The sequence below is a fragment of the Solitalea agri genome (genome assembly GCF_023914155.1).
GTDB classification, from domain to species: Bacteria; Bacteroidota; Bacteroidia; order Sphingobacteriales; family Sphingobacteriaceae; genus Solitalea; species Solitalea agri.
In genome coordinates this window covers 213,949-237,414 of sequence record NZ_JAMWYS010000036.1, presented here as the reverse complement: position 1 = coordinate 237,414, position 23,466 = coordinate 213,949, and the positions used below count along the sequence as shown (strand labels likewise).

The following is a 23,466-nucleotide window of genomic DNA, read 5'->3' as shown; positions in this document are numbered from 1 at the left end:
AAGATAGTGCTAGAGTTATTAAGCTTGTGCAGTATTCTCAACAATCAGTTTTCCACGGTAGTATAAGTTACCGTCAACTGTGTAAGCGCGGTGAGGCAAGTGTACAGCACCGGTAGTTTTACATACGAACAACGGAGTAGCCGATGCTTTGTAGTGAGTTCTACGCTTATCTCTTCTCGATTTCGAAAATTTACGCTTAGGATTTGGCATTTTATTAAAGTTTTATTAATCCAAAAATATTATTTCTTAATTATCTCTGAAGTTTTTCAAAGCGTCCCAACGTGGGTCGGAAGGCTTTTCATCACTTTCTTCATCTTCGGTACGCAGTGCTTTCAATTTATCCAACATTTCCTGATCGCAATAGCTTTTTTCACCGTCGCAATTGGTAATGATTGGAACTTGTAAATTGATGTACTCATAAATTAAGGGTGCCACGTCAAGTTCATAAGCAGCTCTGCTTATTACTATTATTTCTCCCTCATCATTTATCTCCGAATCTGAAATTTTAAAAATTTGTCGCTCACTTGTCTCAATATCCTGTGGATATGGAGCCAAACAACGATCACAAGAAACCTCAATTGTACCTTTCAATACAAAATCAAGCATAAACATGGTCTCTTGCTTATTGAATGTCAGATGTACTTTAACATCCCCGTTTTTCACTAATGAATATTCGAACTCGTCGAAGAATTTCTTATCGATCGAATACTCAAACTCATTTATGCCCAGCTTTAAGCCGACAAAGGGAATAATATACTCTTTATTCGGTTTCAATGTACGTACCTCTAAATTAGCCCGCAAAAGTAGATATTATTATTTAAATATGAAAGAAGAATTTAGAAATGAAAATTGAAACTTCAACATAACCAGCCTCTTTCATGGTTAATCTGAAAATTTACACTATACTAAACCGATTCACAATTTAATAATCCCCCCTTTATGCCCATTTATTATTAATTGAAATAGTTTATTTATATATCTCGATTACGATTTTTCCGTCCTTTTTAACATATCCACGGTACATTCCTTCTGTACAAAACGACATGGCAATATCACCTCTACGATTAATCGCTATAAGTCCACCGTCGCCTCCGGTTGCCGGAACTTTTTTCATGATTACCTCGTCTGCCGCTTCTTTCAAACTTAAGCCTTTGTATTCTACCAGAGCAGCCACATCATGTGCAACTACGTTACGGATAAAGAATTCGCCCCAACCGGTGCAGGAAACCGCACAGCTATTATTATTTGCATAAGTACCAGCACCAATAATTGGAGAATCCCCAACGCGGCCAAAGCGCTTATTGGTCATTCCTCCTGTTGAAGTAGCTGCTGCAATATTTCCGTAAATATCCAAGGCACAAGCTCCAACAGTCCCGTATTTATAATCTTTGTTGCCGGGTTGTTTTAACAACTGGGTAGTCTTTTTTGTCGAATCAGCATGATCAAGTTGTATTTTATCTTCTTCCATTGCTTTTTGCAATTGCTCCCAACGCTCTTTGGTATAAAAGTATGATGGATCAACAATGGTTAACGCTTGGTCTTTAGCAAACTGTTCCGCGCCTGAACCGATCATCATTACATGTGGCGACTTTAACATAACCGCTTTCGCTGCTGAAATAGGATTTTTAATAGTATGAACCGAAGCAACTGCTCCAGCCATCAATGTTTTCCCATCCATAATAGATGCATCCATTTCATTCTTCCCATCGTGCGTAAAAACAGCTCCTTTACCCGCGTTAAACAATGGTGAATCTTCCATGATGTTTACTGCCGCTTCAACAGCATCAACACTCTTACCTCCCTTTTGCAGCACGTTGTACCCTGCTTGCAAAGCCTGAGTTAAAGCTGCACGATAGGCGGCCTCTTTTTCTGGAGTCATGTTCTTTTTTAGAATGGTTCCGGCTCCACCATGAATAACTAATGCAATATTTCCTGTGTCTGTTAAGTTATCGACTGTCTTCATTTCTGTTCTGGATGACTTTGTGGTACAAGAAAATATGACTGTAAATATTATTGCAAACAAGCAAACTGAAAGTAAAAAACTTCGCATAATGAGTGATTAATTTTTGGTTGAAACCAAAGTAAAGGAATTTTCGGCAAAATCATTGTATGTTTGATATACGAATAACACTATTTTATGTCGACCGAACTGCACTGGCGAAAATTATCTTCCGAATACTTAGTAAAAGATGAGTGGGCAACACTTAGAGTTGATTCATGCCGTATGCCTAACGGAAAAATCATTGAACCCTATTATGTTCTTGAATACCCCAATTGGGTAAATGCTGTCGCTTTAACGGAAGACAATGAAGTAATTATGGTACGGCAATATCGCCATGGGGCAGAACAAACCATGCTCGAGATCGTTGGCGGTGTAATTGACGCCACTGATTCATCACCCGAGGAAACGGCGAGAAGAGAGTTGTTGGAAGAAACAGGTTATGAATTTACTTCCATTGAGCCTACCGTAACCCTTTACCCAAATCCTTCCACCTCTTCGAACAAGGTATACAGCTTTCTAGCTCGTGGCGGTAAAAAGGTGCAGGGCCAGGTTTTAGATCATTCCGAAGAAATTTTAGTAGAGCTGATCAGCCTTGATGAGTTAAAAAAGCTCCTGCTTGACAATAAGATTCCACAAGCCATGCATGCCTCTGCAATATTTTATGCCCTTCTTAAATTAGGCAAATTGTAAAAGCCCCCATCAAGGAATGAAATGGATCACCCGTGAACGCCCAAAGATTGATCGAATTGCCTGCCCTTGGCTGATAAGGCGCTTTATTGATAAAGAAGCAGAATTTATTTATGTGCCTTTCGACCAAGTAAAAAAACAGGCTGAACTACTCGATGCAATTCCTTTTGATATTCCAGATGTAGAATTTACTCATTACGAAGATTACTGCACCTTCGATTATTTTGTTAAGAAATATAAAATAGAAGACCCTGCCATACACCGAATTGCTGTAATAGTTCGCGGTGCAGATACCGATAAACATGACCTTTCACCACAATCAGCGGGGCTATGGGTCATCTCGGCTGGTTTGGCATTTAATATTAAAAATGATTACGAACTGCTGGAGCAGGGTATGATCATTTATGATGCTTTATACAGCTGGGCCCGTCACTTACAAAACGAAACACATACCCAAAATCCGTTTGAAAAGTTGTTGATGCAAGTACTGAACGACTATTTGAAAACATCACAAAAACCCACCCCCAAATGGGCTAAAGAACTAAAAAATATAATTCAGGACCAGATCGATACGCAACTAAGCCTATCATTAAAAGATATTTCTAAAGACCTTAACGTAAACCCCTCCTATCTTTCCAGAGAGTTCTCAAAATATTTCGACGATCTTTCTTTCGGAGAGTACATCCGTAAATTACGCATTGAAAAAGCTATCCAGCTCTTACAGTCACCCGTTTATTCATTGACCGAAATCGCTTATTTAACCGGTTTTTCCGACCAAAGTCATTTTACTCGGATTTTCAAAAAGTATACCGGTCAAAACCCTTCCGAATTCAGAAAAAATCTTTCGAAAAAGTAAATTCTATACAAAAACGTCAAATTCGTCCTATTTCAAACCAGCAAATCCTACTAAACTTGTAGTCTATTGTTTTTTTCAAATGAAATGGATCACAAGAGAGCGCCCCAAAATTGACCGTATTGCTTGTCCCTGGTTGATTAAAAACTTTGTGGATAAAGAAGCGGAATTTATTTATGTCCCCAAAGAACAGGTTTTTGAGAAAGCCAAAGAGTGCCAGGCGATCCCATATGATATTCCGGGAGCCGAATATTCACATATAGGTGAGCTATGCACTTTCGACTATATATTGAATAAACACCAATTGCAAGACCCTGCACTACTTAAACTGGCAATGATTATCAGGGGAGCCGACACTAACCGCATGGACCAGGCTCCGCAGGCTGCTGGGCTATGGGCCATTTCGGCAGGCTTATCTTATCTGTATCAGGATGATCACGAGCAATTAGCAATTGGCATGAAAATTTATGACGCCCTGTATGCATGGGCAAAATACGTTCAAAACGAGAAACACACATGGAACCCACACTTGTAAAAACACAACCCAACTACTCTTTATTTGCACTGGTAAAGTATTTTTTAAAACTAGGTTCAATAGGCTTTGGCGGTCCAATTGCCTTAGTTGGTTATATGCATCGTGATCTGGTTGAAACTCGACAATGGATTTCTGAAGAAGAGTACAAAGAGGGTTTGGCCCTAGCTCAATTAGCTCCCGGCCCTTTAGCTGCACAGCTTGGTATTTATTTAGGATTTGTTCATTATGGCGTTCTAGGAGCTACTTTAGCAGGGATAGCCTTTGTAATTCCATCCTTCATTATGGTGTTATTACTTGGAATCGCTTACAAACTTTACGGTGGACTGGTTTGGATGCAAGCTGTTTTTTATGGGGTTGGATCGGCCGTTATTGGCATCATTGCTATTAGCGCATATAAATTAACCACAAAATCTGTTGGCAAAATTGAACTCGATCTTTTAAAGAAGAACTGGCTTTTATGGCTCTTTTATCTATCAGCAGCCATTATTACTGTACTAACTGAAAGGGAAGAAGTATTGTTATTCATTGCCGCAGGAATGCTTTACATGGTTATAAAAGCACCACCTCTTTGGATGCGTAAACCAAGAACAGTTTCCTCCATTTTATTGATCAGCTTTACAATGGGGCAATCAGAATCAGGTGTTCTCACCAAAATTGCATGGTTCTTTACAAAGGCAGGTGCATTCGTTTTTGGCAGCGGCCTTGCAATCGTCCCTTTTTTGCATAGCGGCGTAGTTGACCAATATGGCTGGCTAACCGAACAGCAGTTTATTGACGCAGTAGCGGTAGCCATGATCACACCGGGCCCGGTAGTTATTACTGTTGGTTTTATTGGTTACCTGGTAGCAGGAGTACCGGGAGCCTGTGTTGCCGCATTAGCTACGTTCCTTCCATGTTATTTATTCACCATTATTCCGGCGCCTTACTTTAAGAAAATAGCTGGCAATAAGAGTATAAAAGCTTTTGTTGATGGAATTACGGCGGCTGTTGTAGGCGCCTTGGCAGGTGCGGTAATTGTTATTATGCTTAGAACAGTAGTGGATGTACCTACACTTTTAATTGCAATTGCTACAGCAACAATATTGATCTATACTAAAAAAATACCCGAACCTATTATCATTGTTGCTGCAGCGGTAATAGGTATTGCTCTCAAGTTTTTAGCATAGATTATATGAGCGTGACTAATTAGTGTTAGCTATTTTCTTTCAGAAACGCTACCAACTTTTCAACTGCTCTGCCCCGGTGGCTAATAGCATTCTTTTCGTCCATGCTCATTTCTGCGAACGTAATGTTATATCCATCAGGTTGAAAAACGGGATCGTAGCCAAAGCCGTCGGTCCCGGAGCGTTCATGGCGAATTGAACCTTCGACAATTCCTTCAAATAAGTATTCTTTACCCTCAATCACTAGTGAAATTACCGCTTTAAAGCGTGCCGTTCTATTTTCAACACCTTGAAGTTTCGCAAGTAATAGATCTATGTTTTTCTCATGATCACGTGAACCACTATAGCGTGCTGAGTATACCCCAGGTTCACCATTTAGCGCATCCACTTCCAAACCGCTATCATCCCCGAAACAATTCATTTCAAAGTTCTCATACACATACCAGGATTTTTGCCCGGCATTTTCGATGAAAGTATTTCCTGTTTCAGGAATATCTTCATTACAACCAATCTGATTCAATGTCAATAATTCAAAAGCGCCATTAAGCATGGCGTTTACTTCTTCTAATTTATGAACGTTGTTGGTAGCAAAAACTAATTTATTTGACATTAAAAAGTAATTTTAAGGCGTTCCACAAGACCATTTTCTTATTCTTATCGGCTTCAATTAATGATAATGAATCAGGAGACCGCATAATTGACACATTATTGAAACTGGTAGTGGCGTAATCGTGCATATTTAGGCTTTTGAATACTAACGAATCCGTCGGCAAACCAAAAGCAATTATTTTACTGCAGCTGAAAAAGCTTTTAAGCGCAGTTAGGTCAGCATTTTTATAATAAGCATAATTTAGAACGGCAACATCGTCCAAATTCATCTTTAAGGCACTTATCACCTTCAGGAAGAATTCTTTGTCCTTATCGATAATATATTTTGAATTCGGATAGTTTACCAAAACCAAAACATAACGATTGTTTTCTCCCAAATAATCAAAGCCTTCGGTTGCCTCTAATTGCACTTCCTCCACCTTTTCTACAACATTTGACTCCTGAATTACAGGACTTTGTGGCGCCTGAACACTATTATTCACCTCCCAATCATCAACACGATAAAGCGTTTCGGAGAACAAAGTACATAGCATTACCTCATCTGGATTTACCTGTAAATTTTCCATGAAGCAAAAATACATTTAATATCAAGGCAAAAAGGTAGTAAAACAATTTATTCACAAGTAAAATAAAAATGTATTTTTGGCAGTTATCTTAACTAGTTCAAAAGAATACGGCGATTGATAAAAGCCGGAAAATTACAGATGAAGAGACTTTTAACCTTAGGTTTACTATTACTTAGCGCTTGTGGAGCTTTTGCTCAACAAAAATCAATTGATAAAGTAGTTGGCGTTGTTGGCGATAAAATCATTTTACAGTCGGATGTAGAATCACAATACCTTGAATATTTACGTCAGCAAAATCCTCCGAATGAGAAAATGAAGTGTGTTATCCTGAATGATTTACTGCTTCAGAAATTATTACTTAATCAGGCCCAACTCGACAGTTTGGTAGTTGATGAGGCGCAAGTAGAACAAACTATTGATCAGCGTATTCAATACTTTACGCAACAAGTAGGCGGTTCAGTTGAAAAACTTGAGCGTGATTTACTAGGCAAGTCGGTTCTTCAATTTAAAGAAGACATTCGTCCATTAATCAGAGAACAATTATTAGCTCGTCAGATGCAGGGAAAAATCACTGAAGGAACCACCATTTCTCCAGCAGAGGTTAAAGCCTTTTATGATAAAATTCCGGTTGACAGCTTACCACTTTACAGTACCGAAATTGAAATTGGAGAGCTGGTAAAATATCCTTCATTCAGTAAAGAGCAAAAAGACCTGGCGAAAGCTAAACTGGAAGCTTTACGTGCACGGGTAAGAGCAGGTGAAGATTTTGGAACCCTTGCGGCACTTTATTCGCAAGATCCGGGTTCAGCAAGCCACAATGGAGAATTAGGCTTTTTTAGCCGTGGAATGATGGTAACACCTTTTGAAGCCGTTGCTTTTAAATTAAAACCAGGAGAAGTATCCCCAATTGTTGAAACCAAATACGGTTACCACATCCTTCAGTCAATTGACCGTAAAGGTGATCAGGTAAATGTGCGCCACATTTTGATCAAGCCTGAATTTGGGCAAAAAGAGTTGACAAAAGCTCAAACTGATCTTGACAGTGCGATTCTAAATATTCAAAACAAAAAGATAAACTTTGCTGAGGCAGCGGTAATATATTCAGATGATGTTGATACCCGCTCAAATGGTGGAATGATCCGCAACCCTGAGAACCCACGTTCAACCTCTATTCCGCTGAACTTGATCGGACAAATGGACCCAGAGTTACCTTCATTGCTTGACACTATGAAAGTTGGAACATTCAGTAAAGTGTTGCCATATGTTAATCCTCGTGAGGGTAAACAAGGATTCCGAATTATTTATTTCAAATCGCAAACCGAGCCTCACCGCGCTAACCTTGAGCTAGATTATTCAAGAATACAGGACTTTGCGTTGCAAGAAAAACAGCACAAGGTATTTGAAAAGTGGATCCAGAAAAAACGTACCGAAAAATACATCCGTATTGCTCCTGAATACAACTCTTGTGAAGAAATTCAAGGCTGGACAAAAAAGGAACAAACAAAAGCTTCAAATTAAAAATCAGTTTTTTATATTCAAGAGCTTAGCAATATAAAACTAAACCGGCTGTAAATCAGCCGGTTTTTTTATGGGCCACGCAAAATATTTATTACCCGATGGCTTTAATTTTGTTGTAAGGCTTGGTATTTGTACATTCAAGCCATCATAATAATTCGGCAGTCAAGTGCTACCTTGTTATTTTGACGGATATAAGCAATAAACTTCATAATAATTCAGAATTTAAGTATGTCGTTATACAGTTCAGAAGTAGAAGCAGTAGAAGCCCTGACCGCATCCTATAAAGAAATCCAACAGGAAGTTTCAAAAGTAATTATTGGACAGGAAGATGTTATAAAATCGGTATTAATAGCCATTTTTAGCAACGGACATTGCTTGTTAGTAGGGGTACCGGGCCTGGCAAAAACCCTATTAGTGCAAACTGTTTCGAAAGTGCTCGACCTGAGCAACAACCGCATTCAGTTTACACCAGACTTAATGCCATCTGACATTACCGGTTCTGAAATTTTAGGCGAAGACCGTAGCTTTAAATTCATCAAAGGACCATTGTTTGCCAATATTATTTTGGCTGATGAGATCAATCGTACGCCGCCAAAAACGCAGGCCGCATTATTAGAGGCTATGCAAGAACGTGCGGTAACTGCCAGTGGAGTTACTCATAAGCTACCGAAGCCATTCTTTGTTCTAGCAACTCAAAATCCAATTGAACAGGAAGGAACTTACCCATTACCTGAGGCCCAACTGGACCGCTTCATGTTCAATATTAAACTCGATTATCCTTCGTTTGAAGAAGAATTACAAGTGGTTCGCAATACCACTTCGAATCAAAAACCTGAACTGACCAAAATAATTTCAGCTGAGCAAATCGACTATTTCCAGCATTTGGTACGAAATATACCTGTTACCGACAATGTATTGAACTATGCTGTAAAATTAGCCAGCAAAACCCGTCCTGGCACCCTACATGCCACAGACAGAGTAAACCAATACTTAACCTGGGGTGCGGGCCCAAGAGCCTCGCAGTTTTTAGTATTGGGAGCAAAATGCCACGCAGCCATAATGGGCAAGTATTCTCCTGATATTGAGGACATTCAAGCTATAGCTACTGAAGTTCTTCGTCACCGTATTGTAAGAAATTACAAGGCCGAAGCTGAGGGCATTAGCGTTGAATCATTAATTAAAGGGCTTTTTTAGCCCCTAATCTTCAATTATTTAAACTTTTTATCATATAAGTGTAAATAAATGAGAGATATAGTTGGTTTTGTGAATAATTAAAATCACCTTTGCAAAGCTTTGGTACTGAATAAGCTGTTAAGTTAAAATTTAGTTTTTCCTTTTCACCCAATTCCATTTCCAAATCTTGAAATAATAAAACTGACTCGCGGATTACTCAATGGTAATTTGAGAGTTAAAATAGAATTTTAAATTAATATCAAAATAAAATGCAAACAGGAGTAGTAAAATTCTTTAATTCAACCAAAGGTTTTGGTTTCATTAAACATGATGATTCTAACAACGAAACTTTCGTTCACGTTAGTGGTCTTATTGATGAGATTAAAGAAAACGACCGAGTTCAATTCGAACTTGAAAGAGGTAAAAAAGGCATGAATGCAGTTAACGTAAAAGTTATCTAGTCATACACAATATTTATTTCGGATAAGCCTGTAATGAAAATTACAGGCTTTTTTAGTTTCTTTAATTGTTTTAAAGTTTAAGTGCTCAATTAAAACAAAAAAAGCGCTGCCCAAAGACAGCACTTTCGAAATTAAACTACTGCAAAGTATACAACTACTTTTTGGTGGTTTTTACTTTTGAAGAATTTGAAGCTTTACTCATTTCTTCGGCCAGTTTAATTGCATTATAAGCATTTACAATCCCTCCGGTTACGGAAAGTAGGCCCATCTTGCTTTTCATTCTTTTCTTTGGAACAGGGCTTACAATCTCTTTTACATCAGTGGCAGATTTTAACAATACTTCTTTTAACTGAGCTGCTGTTAATGTTGGATAGTATTCCCATACCAAAGCTGCAACACCTGAAACCACCGGTGCAGCCATACTGGTTCCTTGCATTTCACCTGAACGGTTATTTACCATGGTTGATAAAATATTAACTCCTGGTGCAAAGATATCCACCTCTTTTTTGCCATAGTTTGAAAAATTAGCTGCAATTGCGTTTGGCGTGGAGGCTCCAACAACTATATAGTTGCTCAATGTTCCCCCTTTTAAAAGATGTTTGGTTGGATAGGTGCAGATACTATCTAAATTTTTTGAATCATTGCCGGCTGCATGCACCAATAATACTCCTTTAGACTCGGCGTATTTCATAGCGTCGTCAATCCATTGCTTACCCGGAGAAAGCGGTTTGCCAAAGCTCATGTTAATAATTCTTGCTCCATTATCAACCGCGTAACGAATACCGTTGGCAATATCTTTATCGTATTCATCACCCTGCGGAACTACACGAACCGTCATCAGTTCAACATTATCGGCAATTCCCTTAACATCATTGCTGTTATTTCGCTGAGCGCCTACAATACCGGCTACGTGTGTACCGTGACCTGACTCAGGGAAGTACAACAGGTTATTTCCATAGTAATGATCTTTATTATCATTGGGATCATCGCCAACCTTGCTCCTTTCAGTAATTTCTAAATTACTTACTTCAGTCAATCTTTTTTTAACACTCTCATAAATCTCTCTTCTCATTTGAATTGCGGCAGCAGAAGAACGATCTCCTTTTAAGTTGTACATCTCCATTGCCAACCATGCTTGTCCCCTTTTCAGCTTAGGATCATCCGTTTTATAATCCCTAACCTGTTCGTACGTAAAGTTGGTAGTACCATAATAAGCTTTAACTACTGAATCGATTGTTACCACCGACTCATAAATGAGCTTCATTAATTCGAAATGAGTCCGGGTACGTGTAACCGAAAGTTTTGGAACCAATTGATGCAGATAAGCCAAATCAGCGGAATTCGTAATCTTCGTGGTATCATTATTATATTTCTTTAATAAATGAAGATATTCCCTGTCGGCTTCCTGGCTTGCATCAACTATATTCTGCTTTCCGTCTTTACTGCCCAGGAAATTCCATCCGTGAATATCATCAACATATCCATTTTTATCATCATCAATTCCATTTCCAGGAATTTCTTTCTTGTTGGTCCATAGCACGTTTTTCAAGTCATCATTTAAGGTATCAATGCCTGTATCCAAAATAGCTACTACAACCTTCTTAGATTTCTTTCCAGGTAAAAGTTCCTTATAAGCTCGTTCTGCCCCTACTCCATAAACGCTATCCGTTTCTTTAGAAAGTAAATGCCAGTTCAATGGTAATTTGGGTTTATTCTTTTGTGCAAATGCCGACGAGCACAGCCCCATCATACAAATTACGTTCAGTATTATTTTTCTATTCATGCTCTTTATGATTTTTTAAGCCACTCTAAAATGGTTTCTTTTAATTTAGGATCACTTGGACGAGGAGCATCTACATTGATAATGTTGCCTTTTTTATCAAACAACATGAAACGAGGAATGCCCGTAATTTGATAGTTGGTCATAATATCAGGGGATGCACCTGCAAATAGTTGAACACCTTTCATGTTTTCAGTGGCGACAAAGTTTTTCCATTTCTCTTTATCTTTTATATTATCAACGGAAACGCTCATAAATACTACATCTTTACCACGAAACTCTTCTTCCAGTTGTTTTAATGCGGGAATTTCTCTTTTACAAGGACCGCACCAGGTAGCCCAAACATCAACCAATACGATTTTACCTTTAAAATCAGTCAACGAAACCTGTTTCTCGGTTAGATCGGGGTAGGTAAAGTTGATCGCTTTTTCAGTAGGCTTAAAAGAGGCCAGTTTAGCACCAGCTGCTTGTGAACGTAGTTTTTGATCTGCTGTAATAAAGTACTTACCGTATTTGTCAACCATTTCCTGGTAGTTAGTAAAAGATCTGGCGTAAGACACGTTTTGTAACGCTAGCTCACCTTTCATCTGATCATTAGGAATTAACGCAAGTGCATTATCAAGTTTGCGATCATCGCCTTTAAGCTTGAAATAAGCTAAGGGCTCTAAAATACGGGCTCCATAAGGATATTTTAACAGATCAATATTGGATAGATAGAATGCAGGATCCAGGTTTTTTAGGTAATCATTATACTCTTCTACTTTAGCGTGTGCAGAGCGAGGAGTGCTTAATAAGGTCATTGTATAGAAAAGGACGTCGTAATTGGTCGTTTGAGCCAGCAACTGATCAAACTCTTTATTACCTGAAGTTTTACCTTTCATCCAATCTTTACTCTGATTAGCAGCAGCTGTAATCATAGGAAATAACTGTTTGTAGTTTTTGTTAAAGCTACCAACCGTATTATATTCCAATGAAGCAACTGTGTTATGCCATTGAGTAAGTAATGCATTTTCTTTTGAATTCGTTCCCTTTAAAACGTAGCTCGTATCATTGATTTCGAAGTTCAGCTGATCGGCTCCTTTAAAGTAAAATTTGTATTTGCCTTTCATACCGGCTATGCCTTCACCCGTACCTACCACATAATAGCCTTTATATTCGGGTTTGAAGATAAAGCCAAAACTTCCGTCGGTAGCCGGGATTGAGGTAGCAATTTCTTCCATCCGTCCTTCCACTATTTTAAATAGTTTGATAGTTGATGGTTTGGTTTTTAATTTTCCTTTAATTGCTGAAAGATCTTGTGCTTGAGCAGACAATGCTGTTACTAAAAACAACGCAGCGACTGCTAAATATTTTTTCAATTTCATATAAATGGATTGTTAATTTTAGGTGAAACACGAGAAGCAAGATAATTACCCCAATAAAACCTTAACATTTTTGCTACAAAGCTTTTGAGGATTACGAATAAAAAAGGGGAAGCCTAAACCTCCCCCTTATTTAAGTTAAAATTGATCGTTTTTATTCCCTATGACTTTTTAAGCCACTCAAGAATGGTTTCCTTTAATTTAGGATCGCTCGGACGCGGTGCATCAACATTGATAATATTTCCTTTTTTGTCGAATAACATAAATCGCGGAATACCTGTGATCTTGTAATTTTTGGCAATATCTGACCAACCTGAAGCAAACAATTGAACGCCTTTCAATCCCTGATCAGCAACAAATTTTTTCCATTTTTCTTTATCCTTTTCCTCATCTACCGAAACACTCATAAAAACAACATCCTGCGCTCTCAACTCTTCCTCCAATTGTTTTAACGCAGGTATTTCCTTTTTACAAGGACCACACCATGTTGCCCAAACATCAACCAACACCACTTTACCTTTAAAATCAGTTAAAGAAACTTGCTTATCATTTAGGTCGGGATAGGTAAAATTAATTGCCTTATCGGCAGTTTTAAAGGTGTTAAGATTTGCACCTATTGCCTGAGAACGTTGCTTTTGCTCGGTCGTAACAAAGTATTTGCCGTATTTATCCACTGTTTCCTGATAATTGGTATATGAACGAGCATTGCCCGCATTCTCTAAAGCAAACTCCCCTTTCAATTGTTCATTTGGTATTTCATTCATAGCCATATCAACTGATTTATTTTCATCAAGCCTGATCCTGTAATATGCCAGCATGCTTAATGCCCTGGCACCGTACGGAAACGTTAAAAGATCAGTAGTTGAGAGAAAATGAGCCGGCTGGAGATTTTTGAGGTAATCAGTATAGTCAGCTTTGGCTGGATGTGCTGAACGAGGGGTATTTAAAAATTGCAGCGCATAAAAAGCAACATCATAATTAATAGTTTTTGACAGCAATGCATCAAACTCCTTATTGCCTGATGACCTTCCTTTCATCCAGTTTTTACTTTGTTCAGCAATAGCGGTCATCAGGGGAAAAACTTCCTTATACGTTTTATTGAAGTTAAGCGCATTGTATTGCAAAGGGTAAAGTGTTGTGTGCCATTCGGTTAAAAGCTTGTTTTCTTTTGAGTTTTCACCTGTTAAAACGTAGGAAGTATCATTTACTTCAAGATTTAACTTTTCATTCCCCTTAAAGTAAAACACGTATTTATCTTTCATACCCATTTTGCCTTCTCCCCTACCAATCACATAATATCCTTTATAATCAGGTTTGAAGTTAAAGCCAAAAGAGCCATCAGTTGACGGAACTGCATTGGCAATTTCATTCATTCCTCCATTAACAACTGTAAATAATTTTACCGAAGCACTCTTTTTTCCCGTAATTTTTCCGTTCACCTGAACCATATTTTGGGCATGAACGCCAAAACACGCTCCGCTTACTAATAGCAATACTCCTAATAATTTCTTTTTCAAATTCATATACGATGGTTTTTTGAATGATTACCCAAATTCGTTAGCTATTACCCCAGTTAAAACGTTAACATTTTTGCTACACATTTTTTGATAATAAAAAAAGGGAAGCCTTTTTGGCTTCCCCATATTTAGGTTAAACTTGGTTGTCTTTAAGTTGGCTTTATTTCCAATAGAAATTCTGAACCATCTTTTTATTATTGTTCATCTCTTCAATAGGAATTGGCGTGGTATAAAATTTAGCAGGGAACGGACGTGTTTCAACAACTTTTGGACTATAGGTTTTTACACCTGTTGTAGTATTTAATGATACCGTTATACCTTTAATGGTTAATTGATCAGGTTGATCAGCGATTCTCCAACGGCGAACATCCCAGAAACGGAAATCTTCAAATGCTAATTCCACTTTACGTTCGCGGCGAATACGATCGCGCATATCCGATTGTGATAAACCAACCGGTAAATTAGGCAAACCAGCACGAGTTCGCAATTGGTTAACGGCATTATAAACACTCTCATCAGGGCCAGCAGCCTCATTTTCAGCTTCAGCGTAGTTAAGAAGAACCTCTCCTAAACGAATTAGAATCCAGTTTTGATCACTACCCGTAACTGTATTTGCGAAATCCAAATTGGTTTCATTAGCAAATTTGCGCAGGTAGTAATTGGTTTGTGATTTGAATAAACCACCGTTGTTTATATCATATCCGCCTGAATAAAGCTGCATCACTTTTCCGCGATAGGTTGAACCATCGTAAACCACAGTAGCATAAAAACGCTTGTCGCGATTCAGATATGGATTTTGTGCATCATACAATGGTGATTCTGAAGGCAGCTTACCATCTGTTAGCTCGTAAGAGTCTACCAAGTTTTGGGTAGGATTCCAACGCGCATATCCCCCCTGGGAACCGGGGCTGATGTAATAATCTAATTTATGTCCACGTTCCGCTAAAATATTATTGTACTGAACTGATAAAATTGCTTCCGGGTTATTCTTAACGGTAAATACCTTTGAATAATCTGCATTCAATATATATCCCGCCATATCCATTACCGCTTTGCTGGCTGTAGCCGCTTCTGCCCAGCGACCTGCATATAACAACATGCGACCTTTCAGGGCCAAAGCAGCCCCTTTAGTAATACGACCGGCTTGAGAAGTGTAAGAAGCCGGGATTTCACCCAACTCTGTTGCTGCCTGATCCAATTCCGACACAACATAGTTTACACATTCAGTTTTGGTATTGCGAGGGACCGAAATCGAGTCCGTCCCGAAAACCATTGCTTTCTCAATGATTGGTACGCCAAGTGGTTCTGGGTTAGCAACCGGATCATCACTAAACATATTTGTTAATTGAAAATAATATAGGGCGCGAAAGAAACGTACTTCTGCTTTCATACGCTTTTTCAAATTCTCATCGCCAGTAACACCTTCAATACGCTGAAGAAAATCATTCGCTCTGCGAATGTTTTGATAAAGTGCTGTCCAGTTGTTATAAAATACTACCTTATCGGCTGCACTCCAGTTTGCTTGGGTGGCATTTGCATACCTTTCTGTACTAAATATATCATTTGCTAGTCCATTATCACCGATATCGGTTGTTACATCCCAATTAAGCACATTACCTGAAGTCATCGCACCAGGCAGCGTTGAATAAAAATAATTAACGTAATTATTAACCAGATTTATGTCGCTCCATACTGTTTCATCGGAAGTACGCGAAAGGTCTTGCTTATCTAATACATCTTTAGTACAAGAAGTAATGGATAAACAAATAACAACTCCTGCTAAAATTTTTATGATTTTCATTAAATAAACTCCTTGCTAATTAAAATTTAACATTTAAACCCATTGCGAATGTGCGTTGAGGACCATAATATCCCCAGTTGTTATTATTCTCTGGATCCATAAACTTCACCTTTGAGAAAGTCAATAAATTTCCTCCTTGTACAAATACAGTAAAGGCGTCCAAGCCTAAGTGTTGAATAAACATTTTAGGAAGAGAATAATTTAATTGAACGCTTCTCAAACGAAGGTATGAACCGTCCGTTCCGTAGAAATCAGATTTCTTAGTATTATTTCCTGAAGTGGAAAGACGAGGCCAAGAAGCATCAGGGTTATCAACGGACCAGCGATCTAACTGACGTTCATCAAAATTTGCCCAGGTTTGAGCAAGGTTATTATTTGTATAATCTGCAGCACCCACAAATGCAAGATCAACTGAGATATTTTTATAGGAAGTACCCAGATTGAAAGCATAGTTAACTACCGGAATAGTTGAATTATCTACCACATATACATCTTTAGTGTCCAATATTCCATCGCCATTTAAATCAGCGTATTTAATATCGCCCGGCTTAATTGTTTTATTTTTTTGGCCATCCTGGTCAACCGGATAAGCATCGATTTCTGCCTGGTTTTGGAACAATCCCAACGATTTGTAGAATCTATCAACATTGGCTCCTAATTCATTATGTCTATTTACATCCCATTCAGGCAGACCAGCAACTTCTCCAGAAAAATCAATAATTGTTTTTGTTTTTGAGATGTTTCCGGTTACGTAATATCCCCAGTTTTTAGTGATTTGATTACGGTGCGTTAAACTTAACTCAAAGCCATTGGTATGGGTTTTACCTTGATTTTGTTTAGGAGCAACAGCTCCAAAAGAAAGTGGCACAGTTGCACTTGAAGTGAACATTGGTGTTAATAAATCGTAAGCTTGTTTGTTGTATACATCAAACTCACCTGATAATAATCCTTTCCAAAGTTCAAAATCAAGACCAATATTATATGAACGTACTTTTGCCCAAGTAAAATTAGGGTTAATGGTGCTTGTACCAGCAAATACAGAAGTTGCATAAGCTCCATTCCAAATATAGCCATTAGCACCCGTGCTCGCCACGCTATAACCGGTTTGGTAAGCGCTATAGCCTGATCCGCTCTCATCACCCGCCATTCCATAAGAAGCACGCAATTTTAAATTATTGATAAAGTGTTGATTGTTTTTTAAGAAGCCCTCTTCAGAAATTCTCCAGGCGCCGGCCACTGAAGGGAAGAATCCCCAGCGCTTATCTTCAGGAAAGTTTGTTGAACCTTCGTAACGGTAGCTTCCTTCCAGGTAATATTTTCCAAAGTAGCTATAGTTCAAACGACCAATATAGCCAGCACGACCAGTTTCATACCCAAGTCCAGTGTTGGTAATGTTGGCATCACCGGCAAACAATTGATCGGTTTTATTAGAAAAAATATTAGAACGGCTAGCCTGCAATCTTTCACCGTAAGCTTCCGTAGACTCAAACATTGCTAAAGCAGCAACGCTATGCTTTCCAAAAGAACGGTTATAGTTTAAGCTAAAATTCTTTGTATTGAAACTCGATTTGTTAAATATTTCTGACAAAGTCGGCTTTTGGTCATTCCCTTTTGCATCCACACCGGTAACGGCATTATAGACGCCATTTGCATCGGCTCTGTAAAGTTTAAATGGAGTGCTGAAGTTTTTATTGAATACCGTAGAGCGATCAATGGAAAGCATACCTTCAGCAGAAAAACCCTTCACGAATGGCACTGTATATTTCGCTTTAATTTTTCCTGTAAAGAAATTACTCTCCGTTAACGCATAACCACCATTTTGCGCCGCATACACTGGGTTTTGAGCAGACGTTAAGAAAGCAGCAGGCAAGCCATTGCTAAACGTTACCGGTTGTAATGGACTCTGGCTAAACAATTGTCCATAGAGCCCTCCAAACCCACCATTCGGAGTATTTGCACTTTCCAGTTTATAGTTAATATCAGCAGATACATCAAGGTTTTTAGCGATTTTAGCATCCAGGTTGGAGATGAAGGAGTAGCGTTTAAAATCATTATCAATTTTCAAAAGTGATTTCTGCTGATTTAAACCTCCTCCCAAATAATACTTCATCTTATCATTGCCACCGGTTACGTTAAGGTTATAATTTTGACCATTAGAAAATTTCTTCAAGCCCTGCTCTGCCCAGTTAGTTTGTGCATACCTATCAGGGTTAGAGTTGGTTCTGATTATTTCCAGATCTGCATCAGAATAAGCAGCGGTGGCTCCACTGTTGATTGCACGTTCATTTTCCAGAAGCGCTTGCTGGTATCCATCCAAAAATTTAGGAAGTTTGGTAGGTTGCGAAAAGGTTGTCGAACTTGAAAAATTAAACTTAGCTGGACTTTCTTTACCTCGCTTAGTAGTAATAAGGATTACACCGTTAGCACCTCGGGCTCCATAAATTGAAGTGGAAGCAATATCTTTCAACACCGTTACGCTTTCAACGTCATTAGGATCAATGTCATTGATACCAACTTGATTGGTATAACTTGCGTTAGTGCGTGCAACACCATCCACCACAATTAGCGGAGTAGCCAGTAAGGAAGTAGACCTGATTAAGATAGAATTGTCTTCAGAACCAGGCGCGCCACCTCTTTGTGCAACAATCAAACCCGGAGTATTACCGGCTAAAGCTGTACCTAAATTAACACTTGGCATTTGCTTAATGCGTTCGTTGGAAATAGTAGCTACGGAACCAGCAACGGCTTCTTTCTTCTGTGTTCCATATCCCACTTCTACCACCTGAACTTCATTTAGAAGATGGGACTCCATGTCCAATTCAGGATTAATAATACTGTTTTTACCTACGGTAATTTCAACCGGTTTATAGCCCAGAAATGAAAAAACCAAGACGCTACTTTCATTTGGAACATCAATTGTGTAGTCGCCATTCACATCAGAAGTTGTACCTAAAGAGCTTCCTTTAATACTAATGCTTACGCCGGGAAGTGCTTCACCGGTTTTTTTATCGGTCACATGTCCTTTAACAGGAGTAGCAATTATGGTAGAGTAAGATGACGCAATTGATTCAAGTTCTTCATTTTTAACTTTATTAATTACCTTCTTTGCTTTAATGATGTAATTTTTTTCGTCAACTTTCTTATAGCGTAGGCCAAGAGGAGAAACCAGCTCGGCTAAAGCTTCCTCAATAGTTAAATCCTTTAGGCTATTCACATCAATAGAAGTAAAACATCCTTTAATGGAACTGTCTTCGAAAATGATATTTACTTTAAAGTACTCCTGTAAAGTGCTCAATGCATGCTGAAGGGGCTCGCGTTGCTCTGAATAAGCAGAAGGATTTTCAGTCTTGCCGGAAAATGCTCTGTTAGCCAAATCTTGAGACATAGCCGGCTCCAGGGCCAAGCTAATGGCTCCCAGTGCCATTAACAGCTTAGGTAATTTTCTCTTCATTTTTCTTCAATTGGATTAGGTGGATTAATTTTTTTCTTGAATTATGATGGTTTTATTCCCGGGGTCTTTCTTAATTTCCACGTTCAACAAATCGCTCAGCACTTTAATCAGGTCATCAATATTTTCTGAAGAAACTGAACCTGAAATGGTTCTGCCTTCTAAAGATTTGATATTGACTTTAACTGTGTAGCCGAAATTGTCTTCAATGGTTTCGGCTATCTCTTTGATATTATTTTTCTCAAAGGTCAGCTGATGCTGTTTCCATGAGGAAGCATGGATTGGATTAACTGTTTGTTTGACAACCTGATCTTTCTTTTTAGAATAAGAGATCAAGTCGCCTGGTTTCATGATAAGACTTGCTTTATTGCGATCGTTAAAGGTTAACATCACTTTACCAGTAGTTAAAACAACCTTGGTGGTATTTCTTCTGGTTTTAACATTAAAAGAGGTTCCTAAAACCTGAATATTCATATCAGGTGTATGCACCACAAAGCGCTCACTGTTTTTTATATGCTTTTGATCTTTATTAAGGTGTTTTACCTGGAAGTATGCTTCACCATCCAACCACAGTTCACGGATCTGATCTTTATCCCATGAACGAGCATAACGAACTTTTGAATTCGCGTTTAATGTAACTTCAGAACTGTCGGGTAAGATAATTTTGGTTAGCTCACCGTAGCCGGTACTTAGGTGTTTAAAACTGAAGTATTCATAACCCCAATAAGCACCTAAAGCTGTGATAAGCACACCTGACAATACCGCGGCGACTTTTAACCAATTAGGAATCAGGCGACGAACAAGCGATTCATTAGCGCTTCCGTGTCCTAAAGACTGTTTCATTTTTGCAGAGAAACGAACCTCTTCATCCAATGAAGGTGTATGCTCTGTAAAAGCTAACTGCTCAATCCACAAACGGGCTTCAGCAAAACGTCTATTTAATTCAGGAGATTGGTTAAGAATACGACCCCACTTCTCTTCGTCTTCAGGCAACGAAAGTTGCACCCAACGAATAAAAGATTCGTCAGTAATTAATTCCTCTACCGTGTACTTATGATCATCTTTATTAAGCTCACTCATCCTCTTTTAGTATCAGATTTTTTACCTGTACACATGAGAATAAAAAATTACCCCACCATTAGTGAAATTTTTTCTTTTGCTCATGTCTTTTTTCTCAAATAAGAAAATCAGTCCAAGCCCAAGGATGTTTTCGGGGGTAAAAAGTAAGGAGGTAACGTTTTCGCTAAATCATTCTTTTGAACATGGCTAGGAATAGCATTACTGGCTGAGGGCCGGCATGTTCTCGAAGAGTGCTAATTGCTCTGGCAATTAACTTATAGGTCCCCTTCTGTGTCAATCCCATAATTTCTGCAATTTCAGGATAAGAGAAACCTTCGTAATATTTTAAATAGATCGCTTCTTTTTGTCGGTCTGTTAAATGATCTATCGCATTGTTGATAAGTATCCGAACGTGATTCTTCTTTTCTCTATCGATCACATCAGCCTCCGGACTTTGCTTTACTTCTAAGTTGAAAGCTTCCACTTGCTCTAAGTCATCGGTTGAACCCACTGAATAATGGCGTGTATCACGCAGATGATTAAATAAATGTCCTCTGAAAGATTTGAAAAGATAATTTCGAACAGAAACCGGTATGTTTAAAGAAATCCGGTTGTTCCAAATTTTTACGAAAAGATCATGAATAAGGTCATTTACCAGATCTGAGTCGGAAGTGTATTTATGCGCGTAGTTGTAAAGCTGACGGTAATAAATAGTATAAATTTGTTCATAGGCTTTAAGGTCGCCTTCTTTAAAAGCCACCCAAAGTTCCACCTCATTTATGCCTATTATTTTACTTACTTTAACCAGGGTCATCTAAACAACTGATATTCAATTACCAGCGCAAATATATAATTAAAAATATCTAAGCAATTTACCCGTATGGTAATATGTATGTTATTGAACTCTTTAATCCTTCAAAAATGTAGACTTCTTTTTGGGGCTTGATACCGGAGGTTTTTGGGGTTTTTCGGCACCTTCGTTTTGATGAATTACTTTCCGTTTAGGCTTTCCTTCCTCAAACTCTGAAGAATCTTCCAGCGTTTTAACAGCAACTATTCTGTAGATATCCTCTTTAGAAACCGGACGTTCTTCCACACGCCAGTTAAACCCTTTTAGTTTGTCTTCCCCTGCCTCAATCTTATCCAATGGAAACAGGCTACCTTCAACATCCTTATCCATTCTCACAGTAGCCAGCTTATTATCCTTAAAGGTTAGCAGCATAGTACTACAAATTGCCCGATTCATTCCGGTATATCTTACCGAATCTTCTTTCGGATAATAAATACTTTCACCATTACCGATCACATTTAGTCGCATGAGTTTGCTATCCTTAAAAAAGCCTACCATGTTTTTACCGCTAATCTGGTTAAACATCGTTGAGTCGCCTTCTATTCCGACTAAGAATGCCGAAGTATTCAGCTTCATCCGGTCAATTTTTTTATTCTTAATCTCAATATCGATTTGATGGGCGGTCATTTGTGAACCTTGCGTCCATACTGCGGGGGCTTTATAACAGCGCATGGTCGAATCGGCGTAGGTGTAAACCAATGAATCGGCCACGGCTTGCAAATCGGATTTATACATTCGCACATGACGATAAGCATAAAGTATCCGATGGCGGGTAGTATCAATTTTAATATTGGCCAAACTGTCGTTGCTTTGCTTTAATAGACTATCGGCAACATTATTTTCATTCAAAGCCAACATAGTCGAATCTGTTTCTTTTTGAACAGGCTTCATGGGCTCGGTAATTCCCGGACCAGTTGGCGGAAGGTTCGATTTTGCAAGAGTTTTAGCATTCACCTTATTTACTTTTGCCAATTTACTCGAATCAGTTTTGATTACCGGTTTGGATTGTTTAGCATTTATTGGTTTCGACAGCGTAGTCTTTAATGTGTCGGCAGTTAAATAGATCGTATCCTTTTCCTGAACCACCACCAATAAGGCCCGCTTGGTTACAAAGGCAATCTCTGTTGGTTTATCATATTGGCCATAGCCTCCTGTTAGAACTGTATTATCGGCAGTATCAATAAAATGTACATTTTTAACAGCCTTACCAAATCCGGCTCTTTTATCATAATAAAGCGTATCACCTCTGAGTGTCTTCGATCCTGATTGGTAGTAGGATTTCTCATTGAATTTAGCCTGATCGTTTGCCGTACTGTACCATCCGTTTTCGGTGTATAGGAAATCGTCTTTCCCCTTAATTCGGGTTGGTCCAAAGAAATAGGCTACACGAGAGTTGGTATTATACTTAATGGTATCGCTGGTAATTTCAGTTTGAGGTGTTTTAATCTTTACATTATACCTGAAAAAAGCATCCTTTGAGCCGACAAAATAATATCCTGTATTGCTGGTAAGCACATTTTGCTGATTGGTAATTTTACCCGCATTCGGATAAGTTCCCACCCGGGTAATCATGTCATACACCAGGTACTCGGTAGTTAAAACCGCTTTACCGTCAGATAAGGTCACATTCTCAAATAATTCCGCCCGACGGGTATTACCATCGTACTTCAATTTCTTTGCTGTTACCGTAATTGTATCAGCCTGAACAATACGCACACTTCCATAAGCATCCAGCTTATTTTCCTTTTCAAAATAATTAGCACTATCACAGTACATCAAAGCATTTTCATGTCTGAAACGGCAATTTCCAACGAAATGGGTGATACCCTCATTGACTAAGATGTTAGCATTGTCAGCGTTTTCAATTTGTACACGCGTTGGCTTTTTCTGAGCTGCAACATTTCCTGCACAAACGCAAAATAAAATCAGGAGAAACAGATAGCGATATTTCATCAGGGCAAAAATAACTTTTTTCATGTATTTAGGCGGGTAACATTTATGGATTGATAATTTAACCCATCTAAAAAATGTTCAAACATTTATCTTGTGTATTGTTAATCTTCCAATAATCATGTAGGTTTAA

Annotated in this window: 20 protein-coding genes; 7 read left to right on the top strand and 13 right to left on the bottom strand. The window is 38.5% G+C overall.

What is annotated here, in order from left to right:
• Nucleotides 1–18 precede the first annotated feature (18 nt).
• The 3 genes from rpmF to NF867_RS12015 form a co-directional block, all read right to left on the bottom strand.
• Nucleotides 19–210: a 50S ribosomal protein L32 gene (gene rpmF / locus NF867_RS12025; RefSeq protein ID WP_103789768.1), complete on the bottom strand. Its 192-nt coding sequence runs from the start codon at nt 208–210 to the stop codon at nt 19–21.
• 36 nt (nt 211–246) lie between these two features.
• Entirely contained in the window at nt 247–774 is a 528-nt protein-coding gene (locus NF867_RS12020) for a YceD family protein (protein ID WP_252588246.1), read from the bottom strand.
• 193 nt (nt 775–967) lie between these two features.
• Nucleotides 968–1,963 carry an isoaspartyl peptidase/L-asparaginase family protein gene (locus tag NF867_RS12015; protein ID WP_252588245.1) on the bottom strand — a complete coding sequence of 332 codons (996 nt, stop codon included), beginning with the start codon at nt 1,961–1,963 and terminating at the stop codon, nt 968–970.
• A 174-nt stretch (nt 1,964–2,137) separates the two neighbouring features.
• On the opposite strand from NF867_RS12015, the gene NF867_RS12010 reads away from it, so the two are divergent.
• The 4 genes from NF867_RS12010 to NF867_RS11995 all read left to right on the top strand — a co-directional run bounded on the left by NF867_RS12010 (nt 2,138) and on the right by NF867_RS11995 (nt 5,243).
• Nucleotides 2,138–2,692 carry an NUDIX hydrolase gene (locus NF867_RS12010; RefSeq protein WP_252588244.1) on the top strand — a complete coding sequence of 185 codons (555 nt, stop codon included), beginning with the start codon at nt 2,138–2,140 and terminating at the stop codon, nt 2,690–2,692.
• Nucleotides 2,693–2,708: 16 nt separating this feature from the next.
• Nucleotides 2,709–3,545 carry a chromate resistance protein ChrB domain-containing protein gene (locus NF867_RS12005; protein ID WP_252588243.1) on the top strand — a complete coding sequence of 279 codons (837 nt, stop codon included), beginning with the start codon at nt 2,709–2,711 and terminating at the stop codon, nt 3,543–3,545.
• Between the two features lie 79 nt (nt 3,546–3,624).
• Nucleotides 3,625–4,077: a chromate resistance protein ChrB domain-containing protein gene (locus NF867_RS12000; protein ID WP_252588242.1), complete on the top strand. Its 453-nt coding sequence runs from the start codon at nt 3,625–3,627 to the stop codon at nt 4,075–4,077.
• Nucleotides 4,059–5,243, top strand: coding sequence for a chromate transporter (locus NF867_RS11995; RefSeq protein WP_252588241.1), 1,185 nt, complete (start codon nt 4,059–4,061; stop codon nt 5,241–5,243). The genes NF867_RS12000 and NF867_RS11995 overlap by 19 nt, the downstream gene beginning before the upstream one ends.
• A 25-nt stretch (nt 5,244–5,268) precedes the next feature.
• Here NF867_RS11995 and NF867_RS11990 read toward each other — a convergent pair whose 3' ends face one another.
• Nucleotides 5,269–5,850 (bottom strand): non-canonical purine NTP diphosphatase, encoded by a 582-nt coding sequence (locus tag NF867_RS11990; protein ID WP_252588240.1) that lies wholly within the window; start codon nt 5,848–5,850, stop codon nt 5,269–5,271.
• The gene (locus NF867_RS11985; RefSeq protein WP_252588239.1) at nt 5,840–6,415 is read right to left on the bottom strand and encodes a hypothetical protein; all 576 of its coding nucleotides are present in this window, start codon (nt 6,413–6,415) and stop codon (nt 5,840–5,842) included. The genes NF867_RS11990 and NF867_RS11985 overlap by 11 nt, the downstream gene beginning before the upstream one ends.
• A gap of 138 nt (nt 6,416–6,553) precedes the next feature.
• Between NF867_RS11985 and NF867_RS11980 the strand changes: the two genes are divergently transcribed.
• The 3 genes from NF867_RS11980 to NF867_RS11970 all read left to right on the top strand — a co-directional run bounded on the left by NF867_RS11980 (nt 6,554) and on the right by NF867_RS11970 (nt 9,567).
• Nucleotides 6,554–7,933 carry a peptidylprolyl isomerase gene (locus NF867_RS11980; protein WP_252588238.1) on the top strand — a complete coding sequence of 460 codons (1,380 nt, stop codon included), beginning with the start codon at nt 6,554–6,556 and terminating at the stop codon, nt 7,931–7,933.
• A 228-nt stretch (nt 7,934–8,161) separates the two neighbouring features.
• Entirely contained in the window at nt 8,162–9,127 is a 966-nt protein-coding gene (locus tag NF867_RS11975; RefSeq protein WP_252588237.1) for an AAA family ATPase, read from the top strand.
• A 248-nt stretch (nt 9,128–9,375) separates the two neighbouring features.
• Nucleotides 9,376–9,567 (top strand): cold-shock protein, encoded by a 192-nt coding sequence (locus NF867_RS11970; protein ID WP_103789778.1) that lies wholly within the window; start codon nt 9,376–9,378, stop codon nt 9,565–9,567.
• Nucleotides 9,568–9,721: 154 nt separating this feature from the next.
• Here the strand turns inward: NF867_RS11970 and NF867_RS11965 are convergent, their stop codons facing one another.
• From NF867_RS11965 to NF867_RS11930, 8 genes are all read right to left on the bottom strand, one after another.
• Nucleotides 9,722–11,350, bottom strand: a complete 1,629-nt coding sequence (locus NF867_RS11965; RefSeq protein WP_252588236.1) for a S8 family serine peptidase — start codon at nt 11,348–11,350, stop codon at nt 9,722–9,724.
• A 5-nt stretch (nt 11,351–11,355) separates the two neighbouring features.
• Complete coding sequence (locus NF867_RS11960) at nt 11,356–12,711, bottom strand: TlpA family protein disulfide reductase (protein WP_252588235.1); 1,356 nt, start codon at nt 12,709–12,711, stop codon at nt 11,356–11,358.
• Between the two features lie 158 nt (nt 12,712–12,869).
• Nucleotides 12,870–14,231 (bottom strand): TlpA family protein disulfide reductase, encoded by a 1,362-nt coding sequence (locus NF867_RS11955; protein ID WP_252588234.1) that lies wholly within the window; start codon nt 14,229–14,231, stop codon nt 12,870–12,872.
• 154 nt (nt 14,232–14,385) lie between these two features.
• On the bottom strand, nt 14,386–16,026 hold the full coding sequence (locus tag NF867_RS11950; protein ID WP_252588233.1) for a RagB/SusD family nutrient uptake outer membrane protein: 1,641 nt from the start codon (nt 16,024–16,026) through the stop codon (nt 14,386–14,388).
• A 19-nt stretch (nt 16,027–16,045) separates the two neighbouring features.
• The gene (locus tag NF867_RS11945; protein ID WP_252588232.1) at nt 16,046–19,477 is read right to left on the bottom strand and encodes a SusC/RagA family TonB-linked outer membrane protein; all 3,432 of its coding nucleotides are present in this window, start codon (nt 19,475–19,477) and stop codon (nt 16,046–16,048) included.
• A gap of 24 nt (nt 19,478–19,501) precedes the next feature.
• Nucleotides 19,502–20,554: a FecR family protein gene (locus NF867_RS11940; RefSeq protein ID WP_252588231.1), complete on the bottom strand. Its 1,053-nt coding sequence runs from the start codon at nt 20,552–20,554 to the stop codon at nt 19,502–19,504.
• Between the two features lie 163 nt (nt 20,555–20,717).
• Nucleotides 20,718–21,347: an RNA polymerase sigma factor gene (locus tag NF867_RS11935; RefSeq protein ID WP_252588230.1), complete on the bottom strand. Its 630-nt coding sequence runs from the start codon at nt 21,345–21,347 to the stop codon at nt 20,718–20,720.
• A gap of 93 nt (nt 21,348–21,440) precedes the next feature.
• Nucleotides 21,441–23,360: an OstA-like protein gene (locus NF867_RS11930; protein WP_252588229.1), complete on the bottom strand. Its 1,920-nt coding sequence runs from the start codon at nt 23,358–23,360 to the stop codon at nt 21,441–21,443.
• Nucleotides 23,361–23,466 lie beyond the last annotated feature (106 nt).